Raw genomic sequence first — 23,298 nt, 5'->3', positions numbered from 1 at the left:
TAAAAATCGCCCGTCTTGCATTTTTCTTGATGAAACATACAGGGAATCTGGACACATCCCGGATTGAATAGCGTCATCTCAATTCAGGAACCGGGTCATGAACGACACACTCACCGATTACGCCAGACAGGCTATCCATCACCTTGCGGCGTCGCACCGTCTGCGCGCCCTGTCCTTTTTGTTAATACTGCTCCCCGTGGCGCTGGCGCTCGTCGCCTGTCATGACAAAGAAAAACCGTCCGCCGCCCCAGCGCGTCCGGTGCGTTTTGTCATCGCGTCCGCGCCTTCCTCCGCCAGCGTCGTTGTGCAAACCGGCGAAATCCGCGCCCATGATGATGTCACACTGAGTTTTCGTCAGGATGGCCGCCTTCTGAGCCGTGCGGTTGACGTCGGCGATCGGGTTCACGCCGGGCAACTGCTGGCGACGCAGGAGAGCGATACCAGCCAGAATCAGCTCACCAGCGCCCGTGCCGATCTGGACAGCGCCCGCGCCGCAGAACGCGTGGCCGCGCTAAACCTGCACCGCATGAAGCTGCTGATGCCACAGGGCGCAATATCCCGTGCGCAGTTTGATACCGCACAGTCCGACTGGCAGGCGGCGCTTTCACGCCGTCAGAGCAGTGAATCCAGCCTGAAAACCGCGCAGGATACGCTGGCATGGACGCGTCTCACCGCGCCGGACGACGGCGTGATCACCACCGTCAATGCGTCCGCCGGTCAGGTGGTGAGCAGCGGTCAAAGCGTGATGACGCTGGCGGCCAGCAACGGCCGCGATGCGGTGTTCAACGTTGCCACGCCACACACGTTCGCCCAAAGCAGCACCGGACAAGTGACGGTGTCACTGCTATCCAATCCTGCCGTTCAGGCCACTGGCCATCTTCGTGACATCAGCCCGCAGGCCGATGCGCAAACCCGCACATGGCGTGTACGCGTTACGCTGGACAATCCGCCCGATGCACTGGCGTTGGGTGCCAGCGTTCAGGGCACATGGCCGCAATCCGGCCAGACCATGATTGCGCTGCCCGCCTCCGCACTGACGCGCAACGGTGATAAACCGGCGGTGTTCGTGGTGGACAAACCGAACCAGCGATTACAACTGCGCGAGGTGACGCTGGGACGGTTTACCACCGAGGATATTTATGTGACGGCGGGGATCCGCGCCGGTGACGCGGTTGTGACGGCGGGCGTGAGTAAGCTGCGTCAGGGTGAAAAAGTGATCGCGCAGGAGCCTAACCCATGAGCCCGCGTTCCCTCAAAGAGACGTTCAACCTGTCAGGCTGGGCGCTGAACCATCAGCAGCTGATGATCTTCTTCATGCTGCTGATCATGGTGGCGGGCGTGATGAGCTACGAAAATCTGCCGCGCAACGAAGACCCCGCATTCACCATCAAAACGGCGGTGGTCTCGGCACAGTGGCCGGGGGCGAATGTACAGGATACGGTAAATCTGCTGACCGATCCGCTGGAGAAAAAGCTCCAGGAAACGCCGCATCTGGACTACGTGCAGAGCGAAACGCGTAGTGGTCAGACCCTCATTATGGTCAATCTGCGTGATGACACACCGCCCGCCGCCGTCGCAGATGTCTGGTATCAGGTGCGTAAAAAAGTGCAGGACATCAGCCCGGCGCTGCCGCAGGGCGTTCAGGGCGTCTCGGTCAATGACGAATTCGCCGATACCTTTGGCACAATCTATGGTTTTACTGCCGACGGTTACACGGCGCGGCAGCTGCGTGACCGGGTGGAGGATATCCGCCGCAGCCTGATGTCGCTGCCGGACATTGGTAAAGTTAATCTTATCGGCGTGCAGGAAGAGCAGATCGTTATCGCGTTCTCACCCCGTCAGCTGGCCGGAATGGGGATCGACCTGCAACAGGTGACCGATGCTCTGAAAGCGCAAAACGCCGTCGTACCCGCCGGGACGTTGCGCGGTGATAAAGAGAACATCGCCCTGCGGGTCAGTGGTGCATTGAACTCGGAAGAAAGTCTGCGAGCGGTGACGTTGCATATCGCGGGTCGCTACATTCCGCTGACCGATATCGCTACCATCCGCCGCGAGAGCCAGACGCCGCCTGCCCTCGCCTTTCGCGTCAACGGTCAGCCCGCTCTGGGTCTGGCAATTTCGATGGCGGCCACCGGCAATATGACCGATTTCGGTAAAGCGGTTAATCAGCGGATGACGAATATCGGCAACCGTCTGCCGCACGGCATCGCGATGACCAAAGTGGCGGATCAATCCGCCGTGGTGCAGCAGGCGGTCAGCGGCTTTCTCAGGGTGCTTCTGGAAGCGATTGCTATCGTGCTGGCGGTGTCTTTCGTCTCACTCGGGATGCGTGCGGGTCTGGTGGTCGCGGCGGCGATCCCGCTGGTGCTGGCAATGACTTTCACCGGCATGATGCTGGCGGGCATCGGCCTGCAACGGATCTCACTCGGCGCGCTGATCATTGCGCTCGGGCTGCTGGTTGATGATGCCATGATCACCGTTGAAGCAATGGTTTCGCGGCTCGAAGCCGGTGACACCCGCTGGCGCGCAGCCACGTATGCGTTTGAAACCACGGCCTTCCCGATGCTTACCGGCACACTGGTAATGATCGCCGGGTTTATTCCGGTCGGGTTCGCCGCCTCCAGCGCCGGGGAATACTGTTTATCGCTGTTCGCCGTGGTGCTCATTTCACTGCTCAGTTCGTGGGTGGTAGCGATCCTCTTTTCCCCGCTGATGGGCACCTGGTTACTTTGCGGCGAGAAAACGCATCAGCACGCTGAACCGGGAAAAGCGCTGAGGTTTTATCAGGCCATATTGCAGTCAGTTCTCCGTCATCGCCTTTTCACCGTGGTTGGCGCAGTCACGGCACTGCTTATCGCCCTGTGGGGAACCACATTTATGCAAGGCGAATTCTTCCCGGCGTCCGACCGCCCCGAGTTACTGGTCAGCCTGACGTTACCGGGCAACGCGTCGCAGACTGAAACGGCGCGCCAGACTGAAAAACTGGAACAGGCATTGCGCAAAAATCCTGACGTCGATCACTTCTCCAGTTACGTAGGCGGCGGTGCCATTCGCTTTTATCTGCCGCTCGACGTGCTGACCGATAATGAAAATACCGCACAGCTGGTGGTGGTCGCTAAAAATCTGGAAGCGCGTGACCGCGTCCGGCAACAGCTTGACAGCCTGCTGGCAAGCAACTTCAGCGCACTGACCACGCGGGTTTCACCGCTGGAGCTTGGGCCACCGGTCGGCTGGCCGGTGAAGTATCGCGTCAGCGGGTCAGATTATGAGAGAGTCCAGAAGATCGCCCGCCAGTTGGCGGCGATCGTCGGTGATAATCCGGGCGCGCGGGAGGTTAATCTCACCGCCGGAGAACCGGAGCGCGCCATTACCATGAACGTCAGCCAGACCGCCGCGCGCGCAGCAGGCGTCTCTTCAGAAACGCTGGCGGAGACGCTCAACGCGCTCTATTCGGGGAGCACGATCACCACGGTGCGGGATCGCAACCGTCTGGTGGATGTGGTGATGCGCGGCAACGACGCCGAGCGGCAGGATATCGCAACGATTTCCCGCATGATGCTGACCACGTCCGGCGGCGACAAAATCCCGCTGGAACAGGTCGCGACGCCGCAATGGGGTCTGGAGGAGCCGGTGATCTGGCGGCGACAGATGCTGCCGTTTATCACCGTCCAAACCGATCTGGCACCGGGGCTACGGGCGGAAACCTTGTCGCAGCAGCTTGCACCGCAGGTGGCGCGCTTGCAGGCGTCACTGCCCCCCGGTTATCAGATTGAAGAAGGCGGCACGGTGGCAGAATCAAACAAAGGCAACCGTTCGGTGTATGCAATGTTGCCGCTGACGCTGTTTGCCATGCTGATCCTGTTGATGATCCAGCAACAGCGTTTCTCCCGCATGTTGCTCGCCTTGTTCATGGCGCCCTTTGGCCTGATCGGCATTGTGCTGGCGATGTTACCCACCGGCACGCCGATGGGCTTCGTCGCCCTGCTGGGTGTCATTGCGCTGGCAGGAATGATAATCCGTAACGCGGTGATCCTCATCAGCGAGGTGGATAACAACAGCAGCGCGGGCATGACGAACAATAAGGCGATCGTCACCGCCGCCGTACACCGCGCACGCCCAATCGTCCTCACCGCCTGCGCCGCCATCCTCGGAATGATCCCCATTTCCCATCAGGTATTCTGGGGCCCGATGGCCTTTGCAATTATCGGCGGGCTGATCATCGCCACGCTGGTTACCCTGACGGTCCTACCAGCGGCGATGAGTCTGGTGATGGCTATCGGTGATAAATACAAGAAAAGCGTTAGTAATGTTAATTACCACTAATTAGATATTATTAGTTATTCAAATAACACTAATCGCTATCATCATTTCAATGATTGTATTTTAAGTATGTTTGATTGTGAAATGACAACCTGGATCAACTCTTGTTATTAATATAAGAATAATATAACCCTCTCATTGAGTGAGAGGGTTATATGAATGAAGGATGAATTAAGCAGGGGGAAAGCACCCGATGAACTCAGGCAAACCAGCACGGCAGCGGGCTATCTGGGTGATTACCTGCGCGGTAATGTGCCGGTAAATCAGCTGATACCGCAGCATGAATATATTCTCGATACTTTAGGGCTGGAGTCGGTGTTTGAGAGAAATACCACGCATATCATGTTGCTCACACTGGAGGAAGCCGATGCCGTGCTCAACCAGTTACTCGTTTCCGTGGATCCTATCGCCACCTATGCAGGAAATATTAATGATACCTACGGTGGTATTAAAAACATTCGGAAACTGACCACGCATTATAACAGCTCGCAGCAGCTGATTTTTCGATTTAAGAGTTTAGGCATTAAAGCCTTTATCTATAAGTATAAGGGGATCGAGTATGTCAAAATCACGGGCAGAGCCGGGATCCGTCGTATCCTGAAAGGCACCCGCTACGCTATCAATAATCCGCAAATACTAGAGTTAGGTATCGGCACCGCCGGGAAAGATGCCGGGATCATCAGCGGCGCTCGTTTTTGCATCTGGTTCTCTATGGGTTACCGCGCCATTGAGCTCATTTTTAAAGATGAATATTCCGTTATAGATTTCGTCGGGGATATTACGATGGATATAGCGAAAGTGATTGTGACGATTTTTGTGACAAAAATCCTTATGACAGCAGGAGCATTACTTGCAACTTTATTTACAGTTACATTATCAATTGCCGTTGGGATGATTTTTATAGTGGCAGTGGGGGTAATCGTTACAGTATCATTAGACTATATTGACAAGAAATATAAATTATCTGAAAAATTAAAAGAGCTTATCAGAGAAGGCATTGTTGAAAGGCAAAAAATAGAAAGATGGAACTTACTGAATTGCTCACCGTTAATAAATCCAATGAGTTTGGGTAATTTATATGTCAGGTAATATAAAAAACATTTTTTCCTTTTATGCTGTAGGGATTGGTCTTCCTTTTGTGATCTATTTCTGTATCTCAGTATGTGGTGCCGAATTCTTGAATATTTTTTCAGGCTCAGATGTTATTTATTTTAACTGGCGTGCACTCCCTATACTGACCAGTATACCCATGATGGTCTATTTTGAGATTATGTTCATCAGTTGTTGTTTTTCAAAGGACAGAAAGGCACACCCAACCATACTTAAGTATATGATTCATATCACTGCATTCAGTATCTTTACTTTTTTCCCTGCTATTTTCGCGGGGCCACTGATCAATATAGGTTTTGCCTTTTCATCCTATCAGTCCTGCCCCGTTGGCGGTGCATTCTCCGGTGTTTATTACGTGAAAGATAAAAGTAAATGCTTTGAGATTACTGGCGTGAAACCATGGAGCGAAGGGAATAGGCACAAAGTTGATAATTCCTGAGAGGAACATATAATGAGTTTTTCCAAAAAAACAGATGAAACATTACAATCCAATAGAAATATTATCGCTCGATTAATAGCTGTAATTATTTTCCCCATGCCAATGCCTTTCCTTATTTGGCTGACATTACAAGATATTCTAAAAATCCTATCATTCGCGGATATAATATATTTTAACTGGAGAAGCCTGCCCATTCTGACTGTTATGCCATTATATTTAGCCTATGAAGTTGCTTTTCTGAGTTCTTTTTTCACCAGAAATCAAAAAGTAGATCCACGCGTGATGAAGTATGTGGATAAACTAGGGATGACAACCTGTATTATTTTCTTTTCATCAGTATTGCTAGGACCTGCCATAAATATTGCTTTTGCCTTTTCATCCTATCACTCCTGCCCCGTCGGCGGTGCATTCTCGGGGGTCTATTATGTGAAGGACAAAAATAAATGCTTTGAGATTACTGGCGTAATACCATGGGGGAAAGGAGATGGCCATAAAGTGAATAAACTTCATGAATGAGAAGTTAATAGTATTTATTTTCCCTAATAGGAATTGGTGATTACATGCCTGGTAAATACAAGACTTTGCTTTACTTATTTTTATTGGTGACTATATTCCCTATACTGCAGTTTTTCCTTTTTCGCTATTGTATTTATGATCTGATGGATTTGTTTGGCGGTTCTGACGTTGTTTATTATAACTGGAGGATAGTACCAATATTAGTATCAGCCCCTTTCTTGATTTATCTCGAGTGCCTATTTATTAGTTGTTTTTTTACAGAGAATATAAAGGCAAACCAAAAGTTACTGAAATATATGCTGCATATGTCCATCATTTATGGGGTTTTGTTTTTCTCTTCATTACTTGCATGTCCGCTGATCAACATCGGCTTTGCCTTTTCATCCTATCACTCCTGCCCCGTCGGCGGTGCATTCTCCGGTATTTATTACGTGAAAGATAAAAGTAAATGCTTTGAGATTACTGGCTTGAAACCATGGGGGAAAAGTGACAGCAAAAAACAGAATTGAATCCCTAAAATTCGTACTTTCATTTCCAAATATTGGCAGGAGAAATCCCCCCCTGCCAGTATACGTCGATGTCTTACATCACTCTGTCATGCCAAAAACTGTACGCGCTTGTACCTGCTGAGATATGTTCCCAGGTTATCGTTTCATAAGATAACGTGACGACTTCCTGAGGCTGCCCTTTACTATCAAATATAATATGAGGGAATATAAGATGGAGATCGGTAATACGAGCCTGAGTTAATTTTAACTTATAATAAAGTTCGTTGGCACCGAATCTGTTCGTACGATACAGATCAATATCACAGGTAAGCATTTCATTTTCAGAAATCGCTTTTCCGAGTAAAGGTGATGACTTATCGATAGGTTTAGTGAGGATCACCGGGTGATGCATTGCATTCTGGTCTCGGGAAATGGAGTGCGTTAACTCATAAACCATTATCTGATCTAAATGGGCTATTTGCGCCTTATTTCCAATAGAGTCAAGTGATGAACAACCGGATGAGATCAGCCCCTGAGTCTGGCCATTGAGAGTGAGATATATAAGATTTGCCATGATATTATTCCTTTAAATATTCATGAAGTTTATGTTCTGTTCGTGAGATTGCTTTTTAAAACTCACTGATTATTTGGATTTACAATGACTGAATAGGTTCATTAAATAAATCTCCTGAAACGTCTAGAGATTTTTGCCTAACAACGTGCGCATCTAGCCGATCACCATCTTCACAAAGTTATCGCGGATCAGATCGGGCGTCTGCGCATCCCACGCGATACCCACCTGCCAGCGCGCTGCTTTGCCGGTCAGTGGAATAATATTCAGCCCCGGCGGCGCGATGTGGATGACGCTTTGTGGCAACAGCGCCACCCCGATCCCGGCGATCACCAGCGCCACAATGGTCTGGATATCTTCCGCTTGCTGCGTGGCTGACGCAAAACAGCGGTTTTCCTCCAGAAAGCGGTCGGTTTGCGCATTCAGGCCGCGACCGCGATCCGCGTATAAGCGCAACAGCGGCAATTTCTTCAGCCATCCGCTGAGGCTCAGGCCGTTATCTTCCGGTGCGACCAGCACCAGATTATCTTCAAACAGCACGTGATAGCTAAGCGGCGCGGGCGGCGGTACGCGGACAAATCCCACCTGCAATTCCCCGCTCTGCAACATGTCATATTGCTGCGCGGACGGCAGATCTTCCAGCCGGAACGCTACACCTGGGTATTGCGCCCTGAACCGCGCAATGCACTGTGGCGCAAAGAGAAAACCCGACAGCCCGAACCCGGCGGCAATCACACCTTCACCACCTTTTGCTATCTGCGTCGCGTGCTGTAAAAACACTGCGTTTTGCTTTAATACCTTCTTCGCCTCAGGCAATAACAGCTCGCCGCCGGTGGTCAGGCACGTCCCGTGCCGCCCGCGCGAAAACAGCGTCACATTCAGCGTCGCTTCCAACAGGTTGATCTGTTTGGTCAGCGCAGGCTGGGATAACGCCAGCGCGTCAGCGGCAGCGGCATAATTCTCTTTTTCAGCCAGCATCACAAAAGCGTGGAGTAAACGCAGGTTCATTTTACATTCCGAATGGTTATCAAATTTGGAAAACTCTTCATTATAAAGTTATCAGCCCGTTTGCTGTAATACCAGCGTCAACAGACCCCCTGAAAACGTCCGGAGAGCAGCGATGCAAAACAATCAGTCAGTCAAAGCGGCAGTGGTTCAGTTCCAGCATCAGGCAGGTGACAAGAAATATAACCTGATGATGATGGAGAAATTTATCGGGCAGGCGGCCGTCGAAGGCGTGAAGATACTCGCCTTTCCAGAAATGTGTATCACTGGCTACTGGCATGTGCCCAAGCTCAGCGTGGCGGACGTTGAAGCGCTGGCGGAACCGGTGGAAACCGGCACGTCGTTGGCACTTATCCGTGCGCTGGCAATGAAACATCAGATGCTGATTGGCGCGGGATTGATAGAACGCGCGCCGGATGGCCGACTCTACAACGCCTACGTGGCCTGCATGCCGGACGGTTCGCTGCATACCCATCGCAAGCTGCACGCCTTTGAGCATCCGGCGATCAGCAGTGGCGAAGGTTTTACGGTGTTTGATACACCCTGGGGTGTAAAGGTCGGCATCCTGATCTGCTGGGATAATAATCTGGTGGAAAATGTACGCGCCACCGCGCTGCTCGGCGCCGATATCCTGCTGGCCCCGCATCAGACCGGCGGCACGCATTCACGCAGCCCGCATGGCATGAAGCCAATCCCGCTGGAACTCTGGGAGCAACGCGCAGAACGCAAAGCGGAAATCACCGCCGCGTTCAAAGGCCCCAACGGCCGCGAATGGTTGATGCGCTGGCTGCCCGCCCGCGCTCACGATAACGGGCTGTTTATTCTGTTCAGCAACGGCGTCGGCGCTGACGATGACGAAGTGCGCACCGGCAACGCGATGATCCTCGATCCCTATGGCCGTATCGTCGAAGAGACTTGGGCCGCCGGTGACGCGATGGTACGCGCGGTGCTCGATCTCTCATTAATCCCGATGAGCACCGGCCGCCGCTGGATATCTGGTCGCCGGCCTGAGCTGTACCACATTCTGACCGAGCGTCAGGGGTATGAACGCGACGCCATTACGGTACGGTTTTCTGAGGAATTACCGGGGGTGAAAGAGGGGTAAAGAGAAGTGAAACAGGCTCCTGCGGGAGCCTGTGGAGTTACGAAGCGTCGAGCAAATCCGTCCCATAGGAGTTATCGATGGTACACACCCAACGCCCGTCCGCATAATGGCGGAAAACATAAGTGGCGCGACGTGACGTTGTCACGAAAACACCTTCTCCGTCCGGGTAATGTAATACTGTTTCCATAATGACCAGCGCATCGCCTGCGCCTTCGATGACCTGCATCTCGCCCTGTTCCACTACCAGCTGCCCCTGAAAATAATCAGAGATCGCCACGAAAGCTTTGCGGATATTGTCTTTGCCGGTGGCGACCATACCAGGCTTCACCACCAGCGCCGCATCTTCGGCGTAGTACGTCATCAGCAGGTCGAAATCGCGGGCGGTGATCGCTTTGTCGCAGGCTTCAATGACCTGCCGTATCGGGTGTGTCGACATCTGAACGGTTCCTGTATGCCTGTGAAAGAAAGCCAGCCCCCGTTTTTATCAGAGAGACCGGCATACAGACAAGCGGTCAATCATAATTCTCGCCATACAAACCGATCAGCCTGCGCACCACGCCGTTGGTCCAGCCGAAACCGTCTTGTAGCGGATATTCGCCACCGCCGCCGCCGCGAGAGGCATCGCCGGAGATGTGGTATTTCTCGATCAGTTTATGATGCTGCTGATAGTACTGATTGACCGTTTTCAACCAGCTGCGGGCGATGAGATCGCCGAGAGCGTCGTTGCCGTACAGCTTAAAGCCCTGAATGGCCATCCATTGCAGCGGTGCCCAGCCGTTGGGTTTATCCCACTGTTCGCCGGTGTCGTATTCGGTTGCCATGATTCCACCCAGCGTGAGCAGGCGATTTTGCACCGCCCCGGCCAGCCGTTTGGCCTGCGCGTGAGTCGCGAGGCCGACGTACAGCGGTACCACGCTGGCGGCAGAAAACAGCGCCATTTTTTGCTGATGCCAGTCGTAATCGCGGAAGCACCCTTCTTCTTCATCCCACAGATAGCGGTTGATCGCCTCGCGGCGCAGGTCAGCTTTTTCACGAAACTGCGTGGCGGTGACTTTATCGCCTTTCAGGCCGGAAATGTTGCAGATAGCGCTTTCCAGCTTGTAGAGAAACGCGTTGAGATCCACCGGGATAAACTGCGTGGTGCGGATACTGGCGAGGCGGTCGGCATCACGCAGCCAGCGCGACGAATAATCCCAGCCGGATTCTGCACCCGCACGTAAATCGCGGTACACCTCGTTGGCCGGACGGCTGGAAAGTTTGGCGGTCTCTACGTCTTCCCGCCAGGATTCATCGCGCGGGGTATCACGGTCATCCCAGTAACGGTTAAGCAACGTGCCATCCGGCAAGCAGACCACGTGACGATAAGCCTGATTGGGCGTCAATGATTCCGCACCGTCCATCCAGAAATCGTATTCCATCAACAGGTGATCGAGATAACGCTTCGCGCCGCGCACGCCGTCTTCCTCGAACAGTTCGACCATCAACGCAAAAATCGGTGGCTGTGAGCGGCTGAGGTAATAGGTGCGGTTGCCGTTCGGAATGTGCCCGTAGATTTCGATCATCCACGCGAAATTGTCCGCCATGGTGCGCAGCAGATCGTTACGACCGCTTTCCGCGAGCCCCAGCATGGTGAAGTAGGAATCCCAATAATAAGTCTCGCTGAAACGCCCGCCCGGCACGACGTACGCCTGTGGCAACGGCAGCAGAGAAGACCACGGCACGTGATCTTCCGGCTGGCGGGTCAGGACTGGCCAAAGCTTATCGATGTGTTCTTTCAGGGAGTCGCCCGGATCGGAAACATACTCATCACCGTGGTGCGCAGGCAGCGAAAAGTGGGCGTCCACAAAGCGCTGTAAGTTAAAGCCGGGATGATTTTTGATACGGCGGTAGCGCAGGAGAATATCCAGCGGATCCATTTTCGGCGGGCAGTCGGGAAAGGTTTTGCTGTCTTCAAACAGGTGCGAGGACTGCACGGCGGTAAACAGTTCCAGATAACGGTCGGCGGGCGTTAGCGCATCAGAATGCGGCAGGCCTTCGATCATCTCCGGCTCTGGCTCGGCGTCCATCATTCTTTCAAGAATCAGTTCAATAGGTTCAAGTTCAGTCAGGCGATCGTCTTCCACATCGAACTCAGTCGGATCCTTCATCTGAATTTTGGTGTTTTCCATATGATACAAGCCTCTGTATTGCTGAAAGAGCGCAGCCCGGACTCAGGGCTGCGCCAGAAAGTGGAATGTGACGATGTTATTTACGCCACGGCGTCATGGCCGATGCTGTGGGTGGAGATGGCGTTCAGATCTTTCAGATAGGTATCGCCCCAGTTGGCGATATCGTTTTTATGCAGGACGTTCATCATGTCGTTGTAGCGCTCAATACGCTCTTCCAGCGGCATGGTCAGTGCTTTATCCAGCGCGGCGGCGACATCATCGCGGTCATAGGGGTTGACGATCAGCGCAGCGGTCAGTTCATTGGCGGCACCGGCAAACTGAGAAAGCACCAGCACACCCGGATCTTTCGGATCCTGCGCCGCCACATACTCTTTCGCCACCAGATTCATGCCATCACGCAGCGGCGTGACCAGCCCGACGTCGGTCAGGCGGAACAGCTTCATCAGTAAACTGCGCTGGAAATGCTGATTGAGGTAAAACAGCGGCGTCTGGTTCAGGCTGCCATATTTACCGTTGATGCGTCCGACCTCGGTCTCAAGCTGGTGGCGCAAATCCTGATAAGCCTGCACATCACCGCGCGACGTCGGTGCGATTTGTGAGTAACGCACTTTACCGCGATGTTGCGGGAATTTCTCCAGCAGCGCTTCGAACGCCAGAAAACGCTCCGGCAGACCTTTGGTGTAATCCAGACGCTCACAGGAAATGATATTTTGCGCTTCACGCAGTTCCTGCTCCATCGCCGCCAGTTTGGAGGGCAGTGGCCCTTCGGCCATCTCTTTGATGCTGTCCGGCGCGATGCTGATCGGATAAACACCGGTGCTGAAGGTGTTACCGAAAGCCTGATGCATGTAAGTGCCGGTCGGCTGCAAAGTGGTCAGTTCGCCCAGATTATCGAGAAACGCCAGACGGTCGCCTTCGGTCTGGAAACCCAGCAAATCGTACTGCGACATCATTTCCAGCAGCTCGTTATGAGGCGGCACTGCGTTGAAGATTTCAGGTGTCGGGAACGGAATGTGCAGGAAGAAACCGATGCGGTTGGTCACGCCCAGTTTCCGCAGTGACGCAGCAAAAGGCAGCAGATGATAATCGTGGATCCACAGAATATCGTCAGGTTTAAGCAGCGGGAGCAATCTTCTCGCCAGCAGGTCATTTACACGGCAGTAACCTTCCCAGGCTTCACGCTGGTAATCCACCAGATCGATGCGGTAATGAAGCGCAGGCCAAAGGACGGCGTTGGAGAACTGACAATAATAAAGATCGTAATCGTTCTGATTGAGCGGGACCGAGGCATACGTAATACCGTCGTCTTCCACGACGCTCATATCATCTTCTTCGCTCTCAGAGATTTCGCTGATTTCACCGTTCCAGCCAAACCACAGGCCGGAAGTATTTTTCAATGCATCCACAATACCGACGGCAAGACCGCCGGCGGATTTGGTGCCATCAGGGATGGCAATACGGTTAGAGACTACAACGAGGCGACTCATAAACTGGACTCCTTTACTTCTACATTATTGTTATTTAGGTGACGTTGTAACATCGCTTGTTCAAGCATTTGTTCAATCCAGCTGTAAACGTCGGTGACTTTCCCGAGCCGGTAGCGCGCATGGCTTGACCCCTCTCCGACTTTCACGGTGATCCCGTGCAGCGCGTTGACGGCCTGAAACCCTTTTTCATCGGTCAGGTCATCACCGACAAACACCGGCGTGCGGCCAGCAAACGGCGCCTGCTGCATAAATTCGGTGATGGCGGCCCCTTTATCATTGCCGCGGGGTTTGATTTCGGCCACGCATTTCCCGCGCTGTAACATCAGCTGCGGAAACTTCGCCACAGCGGCTTCAGCCAGCGTTAACACCTGCTGCTGGTAATCCGTTGCCTGACGGTAATGCAGCGCAAACGCCATCCCTTTGGCCTCGAGCAGCGTACCCGGCATTTCCGCCATTCCCTGTTCCAGCATATGCAGTAAAGGCACCGCCACCGCTTCCGGCAGGGAAACGCGGTGCAGATTGCCTGCGCTGTCGCGCAGTTCTGCGCCGTGAACACCGGCGGCCGGGAAGACAAACGGCGTGGCGAGCTGATCCAGTTGCTCAATCGGGCGGCCTGAGATCAGCGCCAGCGCGCCATTGCAGGCCACCGACAAAGTTTGCAGGTTGTTACGGACATTAACGGGGATACTGACGGCGTCCGGCTCGGGGCAGATTTCTGCCAGCGTGCCATCGACGTCGAAGAAGAACGCATAATCCCCGCCGTGTATGGCGGGATTCGGGGGTGTTTCCGGGGTAGTATCCTGCGTGCTGCTGGTCAAATTGCTGTTCAAAATGATGCTCCTGTTTGTGAGGCTGAGCACAATCACATGCTGTGCTTCTTGCTTTTACAATCGATTAACTATAGCCCCAATTAAAGGGGCTAAAGGGATTATCGGATTATTCCAGAACCGACTGCGCCTCATGGTCTGCCTTCCTGCAGCCTGTCCCGGTCATTTCTCACCGGCAGACTTTCATCACTCAGCCGGTCAATCACCGGATAGGCCACGGCGGCAATGTGATGATGTACGCGGCGGTAATCACGCAGTACGCGCTGGAAAATATCGCCCGATTCCGCCCAGGCATTTTTATCCTCACGCAGCTTTTTAAAATGCTCACGGCTGGCCGTGGCTTCGATCTGGCGGATCACTTCCTTTCGCGCCACCAGCTGATGTGCGGCAGGCAGGTCTTCGCCAAGGAACGCGGTGACCGCCAGACGCAGGCTGGTCAGAATTTCCGCATGCAGCAGGCCGATGTTATGCAACTCGAATTCACTGAACAGCTCACCCCGTTGCGCACGACGTGTCGCCAGCTGCGCGAGGCTGCTGGAGAGAATGTCTCCGGCGTGCTCTGTGTTGATCACAAACATCAGGATCTCCTGCGCGCGGTCGGCGTCAGAATCGCTCAGCCCGTCCTGCCCCAGATCGGCCAGATACGCGCGGATCGCCGCACTCAGTCCGTCAAGCAGGTGATCCAGCTGGCGGATGTCTGCCGCTGAACGATTTTCGGGCGCATGGAACAGCGTCCGCAGCCGGTCGAGCATCAAGTTCAGCATGTCGGCGGCGCGCAGCGATTCACGCACCGAGTTGGACAGCCCGATATAGGCGATATCCAGCCCGGCTTCGTCGAGATACATCGGCATTCCGGCGTCAACGGCGCGCCCGGCTTCCGGCAAGAGTCGCTCCAGCATACGGGCCATCGGTGCGGTCAGGCCGATGAAGGCCGCCGCCAGCACTGCGCTGAATGCCGTGTGAAAACCGATCACCCACTGCGGCGTCGTCAGCGCCAGCCTGTCGGCGAGCGTACTGAGCACCGGCATCATCGCCAGCGCCAGCACGCAGCCTGCACCCCGAATAAGCAGATTTCCCACCGGCAGACGGCGTGCAGCGGCGGAACCGGCGTTGAGCACCGGCGGCAATGCCCCGCCGATATTCGCCCCGAGCACCAGTACCATCGCTGTGACCGGTGTCATCACGCCGGTGGCGGCCAGCGAGGCAATCAGCAAAATCACCGCGACGCTCGAGTGACAAATCAGCGTCAGGACGATCGCCACCAGCAGTGCGATCAGCGTGTCGCCCTCCAGCCCCTGCATCACGGCGTGGAACACCGGCGTGGTTTCGATATGGCTAAGCGTCGCGCCCAGCAGGCTAAGCGACATCAGCATCAGGCCGAGGCCAATCAGCGCGCAACCAGCGCTCTCGAAACCAGAATGATCGCGGATTTTAAATACCACGAAGCCGCTGAGTATCAGCAGCGGGACAGCAACACCGGTGTTAAAACTCATCAGTTGTACCACCAGCGTGGAGCCCACGTTTGCGCCGAGCATCACCGCCAGCGCCGGTGCGAGGCCCAGGGTTCCGGCGGCGGTAAAGGAGGTCGCCATCAGGCTGACCGCCGTACTGCTTTGCAACAGGCCGGTGATGCCGATACCGGCCAGCAGCGCCATCCAGCGGCTGGTGAGGTGCCGCCCCATCCAGTTACGCAGCGGTGTACCAAAACCGCGTTGCAGCGCGGTCGAAATCATATGGGAACCCCAAAGCAGCAGCGCGATCGCGCCAGCCAGGTTGATCAGCAGCTGGGTTCCGGATTGGGTGGTCATGGTCATTACAGTCATTTCTTTGCTCCCCTTTTTCAGGGTTGTCGTTGTTATTCTTTTATGATGAAAAGATTTTGGTCAAAAGCTGACAGCGAAGTTAAGCGTCAGGACAGGTGCCGCGATGGGCTGCAGCACCTTGTTCAGCGGATCAGAACCACTGTTTGGTTTGCCCGGTTGTCCTGCCGCATCGCGACGCAATACGCTGGCGGTCGTGCGGACCATGGCTTTCAACGCTTCGGCAGATTTTGCCGAGCGATATTCCTGCCAAAAACATTCGCGTTAATTAAGCGAGCGGTATTTATCAATTTTAATGCGCAGGACTTCCCGCCATTTATTAATTCCCTTTCAACCACGAGAGTTAAATAAACGGAGTGAAATCGATTATTTGTCTTTTATTTCGGCATGGCTTCGCCGCTCTCTTTATTATTTCCATGAACAGAAATAATAAAAAAGACGATAACGGTCAGCCGTCAATAAAGACGATGTTCAGCGCGGCAAAAATGCCACGGGCTGAATCAGGCGGGGGAAAACCGACTTTGCGGTTCTTCGCTGTCAGAAACGATACAACGCTGCTCCAGCCGGCCGGTGACAGGACTGACACGCCAGGTGATCAAAGAGAAATTCATTCCGTTGATTTTAGAAGAAAAAATGGATGGCGAATCTTTCTTACGGGCACCCAGCGTCCTGTCGCGGGACGGGCGGACACGCAAAGTGGACGTCAGCGTTCTGACATCGGCAAAAAGGGTAGATTTGAACTTCATAACACACCTCGGGACCGTGACATTCAGGTTGAGGTGAGATAACACAAGAGCATCAGGCTCTGGCGAGGCACACCCAAACGATGAAATGATCACAATCGATTTCATGTTTAAAATTCCGGCGCGCTATGTCAGCGTCGTCCGGTGAGTTACTAAATACTGTGTCCATTAGTCTCTTATGTATTAGTGGATAAAGGCCGCAACTTCCGGCTCGTGCAATTTACCCATGCTGTATATTATTGTCAACCTGCAAAAGCAGTTTAAATCGTTCGTTTATATTTGAGTGAGGTTTCATGGAAATATAAACGAACGTAAACAACCTTATTATTTTGCCAGGCTATTCATTCCCGGCAAGGCGACGGCGGATCGGTTCAAACTCCGGCGTCGCGTGACGTTTCACCGTATCCGGTTTATTTTGCTCAATCAAACGGCTGCTGAAGAGAGGTGGCAACGCGTTTCGCATTCCACATTTCCGGCTTATCGTTGAAAGGAACTTCACCCGGATAAGTAAATGGTGCCATTTGTCATAAGACAGGCGCACCCAGCTGGCGCCGTGGCCATGCAGTGCGGCGAAGTAGGCAGAATCTGGCGGGATGCGCCAGAAGTTTGAACGACCGCACAGGCAGAAACCTAAAAACGCCGGTAAGTGTTGAACCGACCGGCGTGTCTGTCAGACATGTTGAAGTTTAGCTATCAGAAATTGTATTGCACGCCAAGACGGAACCGCGTCTGGCGTTCGTCGGTGGTTTTGCGCACTGAGACATCGCCGATCTGCGCATACGGCGTCCATTGTTTATTAATGTTATAAGCGACTTTTAGATCCTGTTCGTAATCCCATTTATCATTGTCGTATAACACCTGGTCGCTGTGTTTATAAATATAGTTATATTCGAAACGCCAGTCGGCAAGACGATATCCCAGCCAGATTTCGCCCCGATTGGTTTTACGGTCTTCGGTATTCTCTTTGGTATATCGGGTATATTCATAACGGTAACGGCCATTAAGGTAGATGCCGCTGTCGAAGGTATATCCGGCGGTTAAAAATGGCTTATAGATGCTGTTATCCGAACTGGATTCCAGCGTAAAACCGGGTTGCAGGAAAAACGCTGGCGTCACTTTATACTGATAGCTGACGGTGCTCTCTGTGCCGTTATCCACCAGATTATTAAAGGGTTTGTTTGGGTTATCCCCTCCGGACTTCCACTTGGCTTCCAGCGAGAAACCAAAGCCGCTGGCAAAACGGTGTGACACCATCGCCCGGTCTTTATTTTGCTTACTGTCGTCCAGCCATTCATGGCGAAGATCAATAGTGACAGCCTGACTACCGGCGCTGGCCAGCAGCAGACCGCAGAGCAGCAGTCTGTTATTTTTCATGTTTTAATAATCCCAGAGATATTGAGTAGTGTTTTTATGTTTGTATTTAAGACTTCAGTCTTATTTTGACTTCATTTATTTCTTTTTAAGAAAATCTTGATAATTAAACGTACCGTCCGGATTACGCATCACAGGTTCCGGGAGTGTCATAGAAAGATAATCCTGCGGCTGTATTTCTTTTCCGGTGTTATTCACGCTTTTATGGCCGGTATAGAAATAATTGCTGTCATCTGCGTTGCCGCTGACCGCATCGTCGTACTTGCCCTCCGTAGTACGCAGCGAAACGTTGCCTTTGAACACGCCCAGTTTATCAGCGGGGGTATAAGGCGACGGGCGGAACAGGAAGTTGAAGCGTTTGTTGTTCAGCGCACGGTTGTCTTCAATCACCAGTGCGCCGGGATTAAAGTTATCGGTAAAGCCGTCCATGCCGTTTTCCACCGCCACGTTATGGCGGACGACGTGCGCGACCGGTAATCCTTCGCCACCGAGTTTGAAACCGTTGCTGCCGTTGTGAACCGAGAAACTGTTTTCAATCGTGACAACGCCGTTCGGGCCGTCCTCGATCTTATTGAACAGATCGAAACCGTCATCCACGTTGTCGTGGGAATAGCAGTTCACCAGACGGTTGCCCTCACCGACGCGCATTTTCACCGCAAAGCCATCGGCATTTTTCCGCCCCGGATCCTGATTTCCCCAGGATTCTGAATTGCTGATCAGATTGTGGCTCGCCCACAATGCGCGACCGATGCCGTCCGGCGAGGCCACCCAGATGCCGGTATCGTCGGCGTGATGTGCTTTAACGCGGTCGATATGATTGTAACTTCCGGCAACATGGAAACTTTTCTTCGTCACGGTAATGCCCTGCACGTTCCAGTAACTGGCGTCGAGTTTCAAGCCGTTGAAAATCACCTTATCGCCCTGCGCTTTCAGCGTTTTCATCGCCTTGTCCGTGCCGCTGGCGGTCGCCGGGATCCAGCTTGCCGGATAGTCACCATCCTCCAGCCAAAGCGTACCGCCCGGTGCCAGCAGATTGACCGCGCTGGCGAAATCCAGCGGATGCGCGCGGGAGCCGTCATTGCCCGCTGCGCCCTGCGCTGAGACGTACAATTCATCCGGATTGCTCACCAGCGCCATACTGACTGGAAATTCCTGCATCAGCGGCTGGCCATTTTTCGGCGTAAACGTCACGCGCAGTACCGTTGCGGGCTGGTCGGCGTGGAACGGCACCGCGACCACTTCGCCGCCGCGCACGGTTTGCTGACGAAGCAGCGGTTTGCCGCCCTGTTCAATCTGCAACTGCCCGTCACCGTTAGTGCGCAACTGGAAAACACCGTCGCGTCGGGTGATCGCCGGAGAGGACATCACTTCAATGCGCGGCTTCAGTGACGGCGTCACGTAGGGTGCGGAAGGCTGCGTGTGCGCTTCGCTGAGCGTCAGCTTCGCGTGATTGACGGTAATGCTGGCGTTGCGCGAGGCGAAGAACCCGACGTAATAGCCGGTTTTATCAAGCATTGTGATGCGGTCAGCGCCTTCGGCAGTTTTCGTCGTCCACTGTTCGCTGCCCTGAGGCGCATAGGCGACGTCAAAACCGGTGTCCGTGCGCGTCAGGCGCAGGGAGAAATGCGCGGGGGTGGTCAGCGGATGATAACTTTCGCGCACAATGCCGATGCCGGTATTGCCCCACGGCTGCTTCACGCCCTGTCTGGCCATCAACGCAACCACCGGTGGTTTATCGCCTGTCGCCATCACGCTGTTCATGACCATATTGGACGCCGCTGGCAATTCCTCGATGCCCGGTTTGGTCACCGGCTCACGTGGCATTCCGAGAATATCGCGCACCAGCAAACCAGCGCCTTCCTGACCCGCCGGTTTTGCACCGTTTTCCGGTCCAAACTGGTTGAGCGTGATGTCCGCTTCCAGCTGGAAATTCACGTCAGCCGGTAAGCGCGTGTAGAAATAGGTTAATCCGTCGTGGCTGTTACCCACCTTTCCGCCGCGGCTTTCAACGGTAAACGGCGTCGTCAGCGGCGTTCCGGCGGCGGGGATGGTTTTACCGTCCGCCAGCCGGGTTTCGTTCATACCGATTTTTTCCGGCAAAACGTTAGTCGCAAAATTAATATCGGTGGACTGGCCAAAGGTGATGCTGTGCCAGACCAGACTGCCGGGGGCAGGCAATGCGGCGGCCATGCCCTGTGCGCTTGCCCCGAGAGACAGCGCGACAATAAACAGGTGTCGTTCCCACATAATCTTTCTCATCCTGAATGCGTAAGGCGTCGCTGGCCGGGTGTACCGGCCAGTCGGTTAGGTTATCGTGAGTAAGGTAAAGCTCAGGAATTACGGGTGCTGCGTGGTGCTCACCATCGGTTTAGGATCGTTCAGGTCAACGGCGGGCGTATCGAAGATTTTGCGGCAGACTTCACTGTTGCCCCAGCATTGTTCGTACGGATAGCCAATCAGGTTTTCCATTACCGCACGAACGTCCGGTTGGATCTGGCTGATTTCTCCGCCCGCTTTGATACGCGCCACTTCGCCCAGTACCACCAGGTGAGTTTTGCGGTTCAGCTTCATCTGATTACTGAACACCATCGCCATCAGCGCCAGTGCAATCACCCCGATACAGAACACCATCGCAATGGCAGTAACGGCGCTTTCGGGCTGGGTGTGAGATTTGGACTGGAAGCCGTAGAAACTGAGGATAGCGCCCATCACGAAGACGATCACCGAGCGCATCAGCTTGCCGGAGAAGGTCATGGCACCGGCGTAAATGCCTTCGCGACGACGGCCAGTGAAGGCTTCATCAATGTCCGCAAGGAAGGTGTAAACCGTCCAGGGAATGTAATACACGCCGCCAGTGCCGATACCGAAGATGACAGTGATGGTCAGCATGGCGACCGTGGCGTACTGCTGCGGCAGATGCAGGAAATGCAGCAGGCTGTAGCAGGCCACCGAGAACACCACAATGCCCAGCGCCAGAATGTAAGGCTTGCTGAAGCCGTGCTTCACGCAAATCCCGATGAAGATCGCGGTGGAGAACAGTTGAAGAATCGAGTTCAGGCTGCTCAGCCCGGCGACCATGGTTGGATCATATTGCAAAACGAAAATGATGAAATAAGTGAAGACCGAAGCAAACAGCCATTCCGCCCCGAATCCGCACAGGTACATGCCCAGATGTTTGCGGAACACGCGCAGGTGGAAGGTAGATTTCATGTCACGCAGCAGCGTAAGCATGGTTTTACCCAGCGTCATTTTCTTCTCATCAACCGGTGTGGTTTCTTCTGTCGGACGTTCCCAGGAAGAGAGATACAGCATGCCAATGGCGACGCATAAGATCACGCCGTAAGTCAGCGCAGTGAAGAAGAACGGTTCGGCGGAGTCTTTTCCGTAGATAAGGATGAACTGACCGGGAATAAACGCGGCGAGGAAATTGGCCACTTTACCGAAGATCGCTTTGTAGCCAGTCAGCTTAGAGCGCGCGGAGAAGTCGGTGGTCATTTCCGTCGCGAGGGTTTCGTACGGCACCATCACCGAGGTGTAGATCAGTTCGAACACCACGTAAGTGGACAGGTAATACCAAAAGCCGAAGCCCTCAACCCACAGCAGCGGGTAGAACATCATCAGAGGAATGCCGAGCAAGATAAAGAAGCGACGGCGGCCAAAACGTTTGCCGAGGCGCGTTTTGCCGAAGTTATCGGAAAGGTAACCCATCAGCGGGTTGCTGATTGCATCGATGATGCTGGCGACAGAAAAGATCGCCGAAGCCTGTAGCAGCGTCAGGCCACAGAATGTGGTGTAGAAATAGAGCAGCCAGATACCAGCAATGGCCAGCGCCCCGCTGCCCAGTAAATTACCGCCGCCGTACGCCAGCTGATGCCTGAATAAAATCGGTTTTTCTGTGTTCATTGCGTTTCCCGCCCAGAGAGTTTGAATTTATGAACCTGTGTTTCATTTTTATAGATATTGCGTTTTATATAGGCGAAATGAATGAATAGATGTGAATTAACTCACGTTTAGCGCAGCGGGAGGGTTTTTGTCAGACGGATTTGCGATACGTGTAACATTCTCATTCATAAAAAAAACACAATTGACGCGATTATTCATAATCTATTAGTTATGAATTGAATCATTAACGCACTAATGCTTTACGAAACCGTGACTTAAAATGAGCGTAGATCTGAGGAAGGAAAAAGTGAGGCGCGTTAAGCTGCCATACAAGTCACACGAAAACGGGAGGAAAGGCCAATCCCTGGCCCTGTTGCTTGCTACAGCGAGTGAATTTCAGACGTGTTAAATCACAAAAAACGTTGTTTCAGGCTTTCAGTAATGACGCTGTACTTTGGTTTAATTCATCCAGCAAGGTATAGCGTTTACGGTATTCAGAACGCTTTTTGCTCGGCAGCTCTTCCATGGTTTTACGCGGTAACGTCAACGGTACGTCGTATAACGCAGATGAATACGGCGCCGCACTGATGGAATCCCAAAATTCGTTATAGCTGGCGACAAACACGTTTTTCTTGCGGTGACGGTAACGCAGACTGCGGAACACATGGCCGGTATCGCTGACCGCCAGAATACGCTGCACGCCAGTTTGCGCGGCGATGCGCTGCAGGCTTTCCAGAAGCAGACGTTTCGGGAACAGTCCGTAGCACGATTTGGTCGCCTGTTTAATCACCTCATGCGGGGTTGAGCGATGCGCCCCCTGGAATCCGCCGACGATCATCGTCAGCCCTTCCGGGCGTTGCACCACGCTGAACGTCAGCGCCGCCAGCAGTGTCTCTTCCATGTACAGAAACATATTGGCTTCGCCTTCACGCTCGGATTTACCGATCGACCCCAGCACCACGCTAAAGGTTTCGCCATCTTTGCCGCTGAACTGGTTCACGGTGCGACCTTCTGCGCTGAGAAAAGTGTTACGTAGCTGCACGTTTTCCAGATTTCTGACGAACTCATAGTGATCAAGGAGTGCCCCGGCGCGACCGGCGGATGGCAGCCCGAGATACAGATAAGGTTTGTGAATTTTGCTCGGCAGTTTGGTCTGCACAGTGAACGCTTCCTGCCAGACCGGTTCGGCGGCCATTTTGTTAAGGACTTTCAGCGTATCCAGCGGGTGCAATAAAGTGCGGACGGCGTACTTCACGCGGAACATCCGGTCACGCCAGAGGTTATCCGGCACGCATGCGCCGCTCAGCAAATCCATAAACAAACTGAATCCGCTGGCTTTTTGGCTGTTGGAAGTATCAGCGGACTGCGTGCCGCTGAGGGATTCGATGTCGTTGAGGGATGAGTGTTCCATGAATGATTTCCGCTGCCTGAAATATTCACGGTATC

21 protein-coding genes are annotated in these 23,298 nt (G+C 53.5%); 7 read left to right on the top strand and 14 right to left on the bottom strand.

What is annotated here, in order from left to right; all coding sequences use genetic code 11:
- The first annotated feature begins 97 nt into the window (after positions 1-97).
- From AC0Z7K_RS06380 to AC0Z7K_RS06355, 6 genes are all read left to right on the top strand, one after another.
- On the top strand, positions 98-1,240 hold the full coding sequence (locus AC0Z7K_RS06380; RefSeq protein ID WP_485613447.1) for an efflux RND transporter periplasmic adaptor subunit: 1,143 nt from the start codon (positions 98-100) through the stop codon (positions 1,238-1,240).
- Positions 1,237-4,323: an efflux RND transporter permease subunit gene (locus tag AC0Z7K_RS06375; protein WP_485613446.1), complete on the top strand. Its 3,087-nt coding sequence runs from the start codon at positions 1,237-1,239 to the stop codon at positions 4,321-4,323. Before AC0Z7K_RS06380 ends, AC0Z7K_RS06375 begins: the two co-directional genes overlap by 4 nt.
- 156 nt (positions 4,324-4,479) lie before the next feature.
- Complete coding sequence (locus tag AC0Z7K_RS06370; protein WP_485613445.1) at positions 4,480-5,409, top strand: hypothetical protein; 930 nt, start codon at positions 4,480-4,482, stop codon at positions 5,407-5,409.
- Positions 5,399-5,869 (top strand): DUF1240 domain-containing protein, encoded by a 471-nt coding sequence (locus AC0Z7K_RS06365; protein ID WP_485613444.1) that lies wholly within the window; start codon positions 5,399-5,401, stop codon positions 5,867-5,869. Before AC0Z7K_RS06370 ends, AC0Z7K_RS06365 begins: the two co-directional genes overlap by 11 nt.
- 12 nt (positions 5,870-5,881) lie before the next feature.
- Complete coding sequence (locus tag AC0Z7K_RS06360) at positions 5,882-6,385, top strand: hypothetical protein (protein ID WP_485613442.1); 504 nt, start codon at positions 5,882-5,884, stop codon at positions 6,383-6,385.
- Positions 6,386-6,429: 44 nt separating this feature from the next.
- The gene (locus tag AC0Z7K_RS06355) at positions 6,430-6,894 is read left to right on the top strand and encodes a hypothetical protein (RefSeq protein ID WP_485613441.1); all 465 of its coding nucleotides are present in this window, start codon (positions 6,430-6,432) and stop codon (positions 6,892-6,894) included.
- Positions 6,895-6,967: 73 nt separating this feature from the next.
- On the opposite strand, the gene AC0Z7K_RS06350 is transcribed toward AC0Z7K_RS06355, so the two are convergent.
- Together AC0Z7K_RS06350 and AC0Z7K_RS06345 are read right to left on the bottom strand one after the other, a co-directional pair.
- Positions 6,968-7,447, bottom strand: a complete 480-nt coding sequence (locus AC0Z7K_RS06350; protein WP_485613439.1) for an Hcp family type VI secretion system effector — start codon at positions 7,445-7,447, stop codon at positions 6,968-6,970.
- Between the two features lie 153 nt (positions 7,448-7,600).
- Complete coding sequence (locus AC0Z7K_RS06345) at positions 7,601-8,452, bottom strand: LysR family transcriptional regulator (RefSeq protein WP_485613438.1); 852 nt, start codon at positions 8,450-8,452, stop codon at positions 7,601-7,603.
- A gap of 112 nt (positions 8,453-8,564) precedes the next feature.
- On the opposite strand from AC0Z7K_RS06345, the gene AC0Z7K_RS06340 reads away from it, so the two are divergent.
- Positions 8,565-9,554 carry a nitrilase family protein gene (locus AC0Z7K_RS06340; RefSeq protein ID WP_485613437.1) on the top strand — a complete coding sequence of 330 codons (990 nt, stop codon included), beginning with the start codon at positions 8,565-8,567 and terminating at the stop codon, positions 9,552-9,554.
- 37 nt (positions 9,555-9,591) lie between these two features.
- Here AC0Z7K_RS06340 and AC0Z7K_RS06335 read toward each other — a convergent pair whose 3' ends face one another.
- From AC0Z7K_RS06335 to AC0Z7K_RS06280, 12 genes are all read right to left on the bottom strand, one after another.
- Positions 9,592-9,990 (bottom strand): YybH family protein, encoded by a 399-nt coding sequence (locus tag AC0Z7K_RS06335; RefSeq protein ID WP_485613436.1) that lies wholly within the window; start codon positions 9,988-9,990, stop codon positions 9,592-9,594.
- A gap of 76 nt (positions 9,991-10,066) precedes the next feature.
- Complete coding sequence (gene treF, locus AC0Z7K_RS06330) at positions 10,067-11,722, bottom strand: alpha,alpha-trehalase TreF (protein WP_485613435.1); 1,656 nt, start codon at positions 11,720-11,722, stop codon at positions 10,067-10,069.
- Positions 11,723-11,802: 80 nt separating this feature from the next.
- Complete coding sequence (gene otsA / locus AC0Z7K_RS06325; protein ID WP_413531037.1) at positions 11,803-13,209, bottom strand: alpha,alpha-trehalose-phosphate synthase; 1,407 nt, start codon at positions 13,207-13,209, stop codon at positions 11,803-11,805.
- Complete coding sequence (otsB, locus tag AC0Z7K_RS06320) at positions 13,206-14,039, bottom strand: trehalose-phosphatase (RefSeq protein ID WP_485613434.1); 834 nt, start codon at positions 14,037-14,039, stop codon at positions 13,206-13,208. The genes otsA and otsB overlap by 4 nt, the downstream gene beginning before the upstream one ends.
- A gap of 128 nt (positions 14,040-14,167) precedes the next feature.
- Positions 14,168-15,859 (bottom strand): Na/Pi cotransporter family protein, encoded by a 1,692-nt coding sequence (locus tag AC0Z7K_RS06315; RefSeq protein ID WP_485613433.1) that lies wholly within the window; start codon positions 15,857-15,859, stop codon positions 14,168-14,170.
- A 60-nt stretch (positions 15,860-15,919) separates the two neighbouring features.
- Positions 15,920-16,063, bottom strand: a complete 144-nt coding sequence (locus AC0Z7K_RS06310) for a hypothetical protein (protein ID WP_485613431.1) — start codon at positions 16,061-16,063, stop codon at positions 15,920-15,922.
- Positions 16,064-16,356: 293 nt separating this feature from the next.
- Positions 16,357-16,707, bottom strand: a complete 351-nt coding sequence (locus AC0Z7K_RS06305; RefSeq protein WP_485613430.1) for a hypothetical protein — start codon at positions 16,705-16,707, stop codon at positions 16,357-16,359.
- 229 nt (positions 16,708-16,936) lie between these two features.
- Entirely contained in the window at positions 16,937-17,062 is a 126-nt protein-coding gene (locus tag AC0Z7K_RS06300; protein ID WP_485613428.1) for a hypothetical protein, read from the bottom strand.
- A gap of 230 nt (positions 17,063-17,292) precedes the next feature.
- Entirely contained in the window at positions 17,293-17,973 is a 681-nt protein-coding gene (locus AC0Z7K_RS06295) for an oligogalacturonate-specific porin KdgM family protein (RefSeq protein WP_485613426.1), read from the bottom strand.
- 75 nt (positions 17,974-18,048) lie between these two features.
- A complete protein-coding gene (locus AC0Z7K_RS06290; RefSeq protein WP_485613424.1) occupies positions 18,049-20,217 on the bottom strand; it encodes a right-handed parallel beta-helix repeat-containing protein in 2,169 nt (722 codons plus the stop codon).
- A gap of 90 nt (positions 20,218-20,307) precedes the next feature.
- Positions 20,308-21,873, bottom strand: a complete 1,566-nt coding sequence (locus AC0Z7K_RS06285; protein WP_485613423.1) for an MFS transporter — start codon at positions 21,871-21,873, stop codon at positions 20,308-20,310.
- Between the two features lie 406 nt (positions 21,874-22,279).
- Positions 22,280-23,263 carry a VirK/YbjX family protein gene (locus tag AC0Z7K_RS06280; RefSeq protein ID WP_485613421.1) on the bottom strand — a complete coding sequence of 328 codons (984 nt, stop codon included), beginning with the start codon at positions 23,261-23,263 and terminating at the stop codon, positions 22,280-22,282.
- Between the last annotated feature and the right edge of the window lie 35 nt (positions 23,264-23,298).

Source organism: Rahnella sp. 1L-D-7-B-C2 (assembly GCF_057290995.1).
This window is presented reverse-complemented; position numbering and strand designations above follow the sequence as displayed.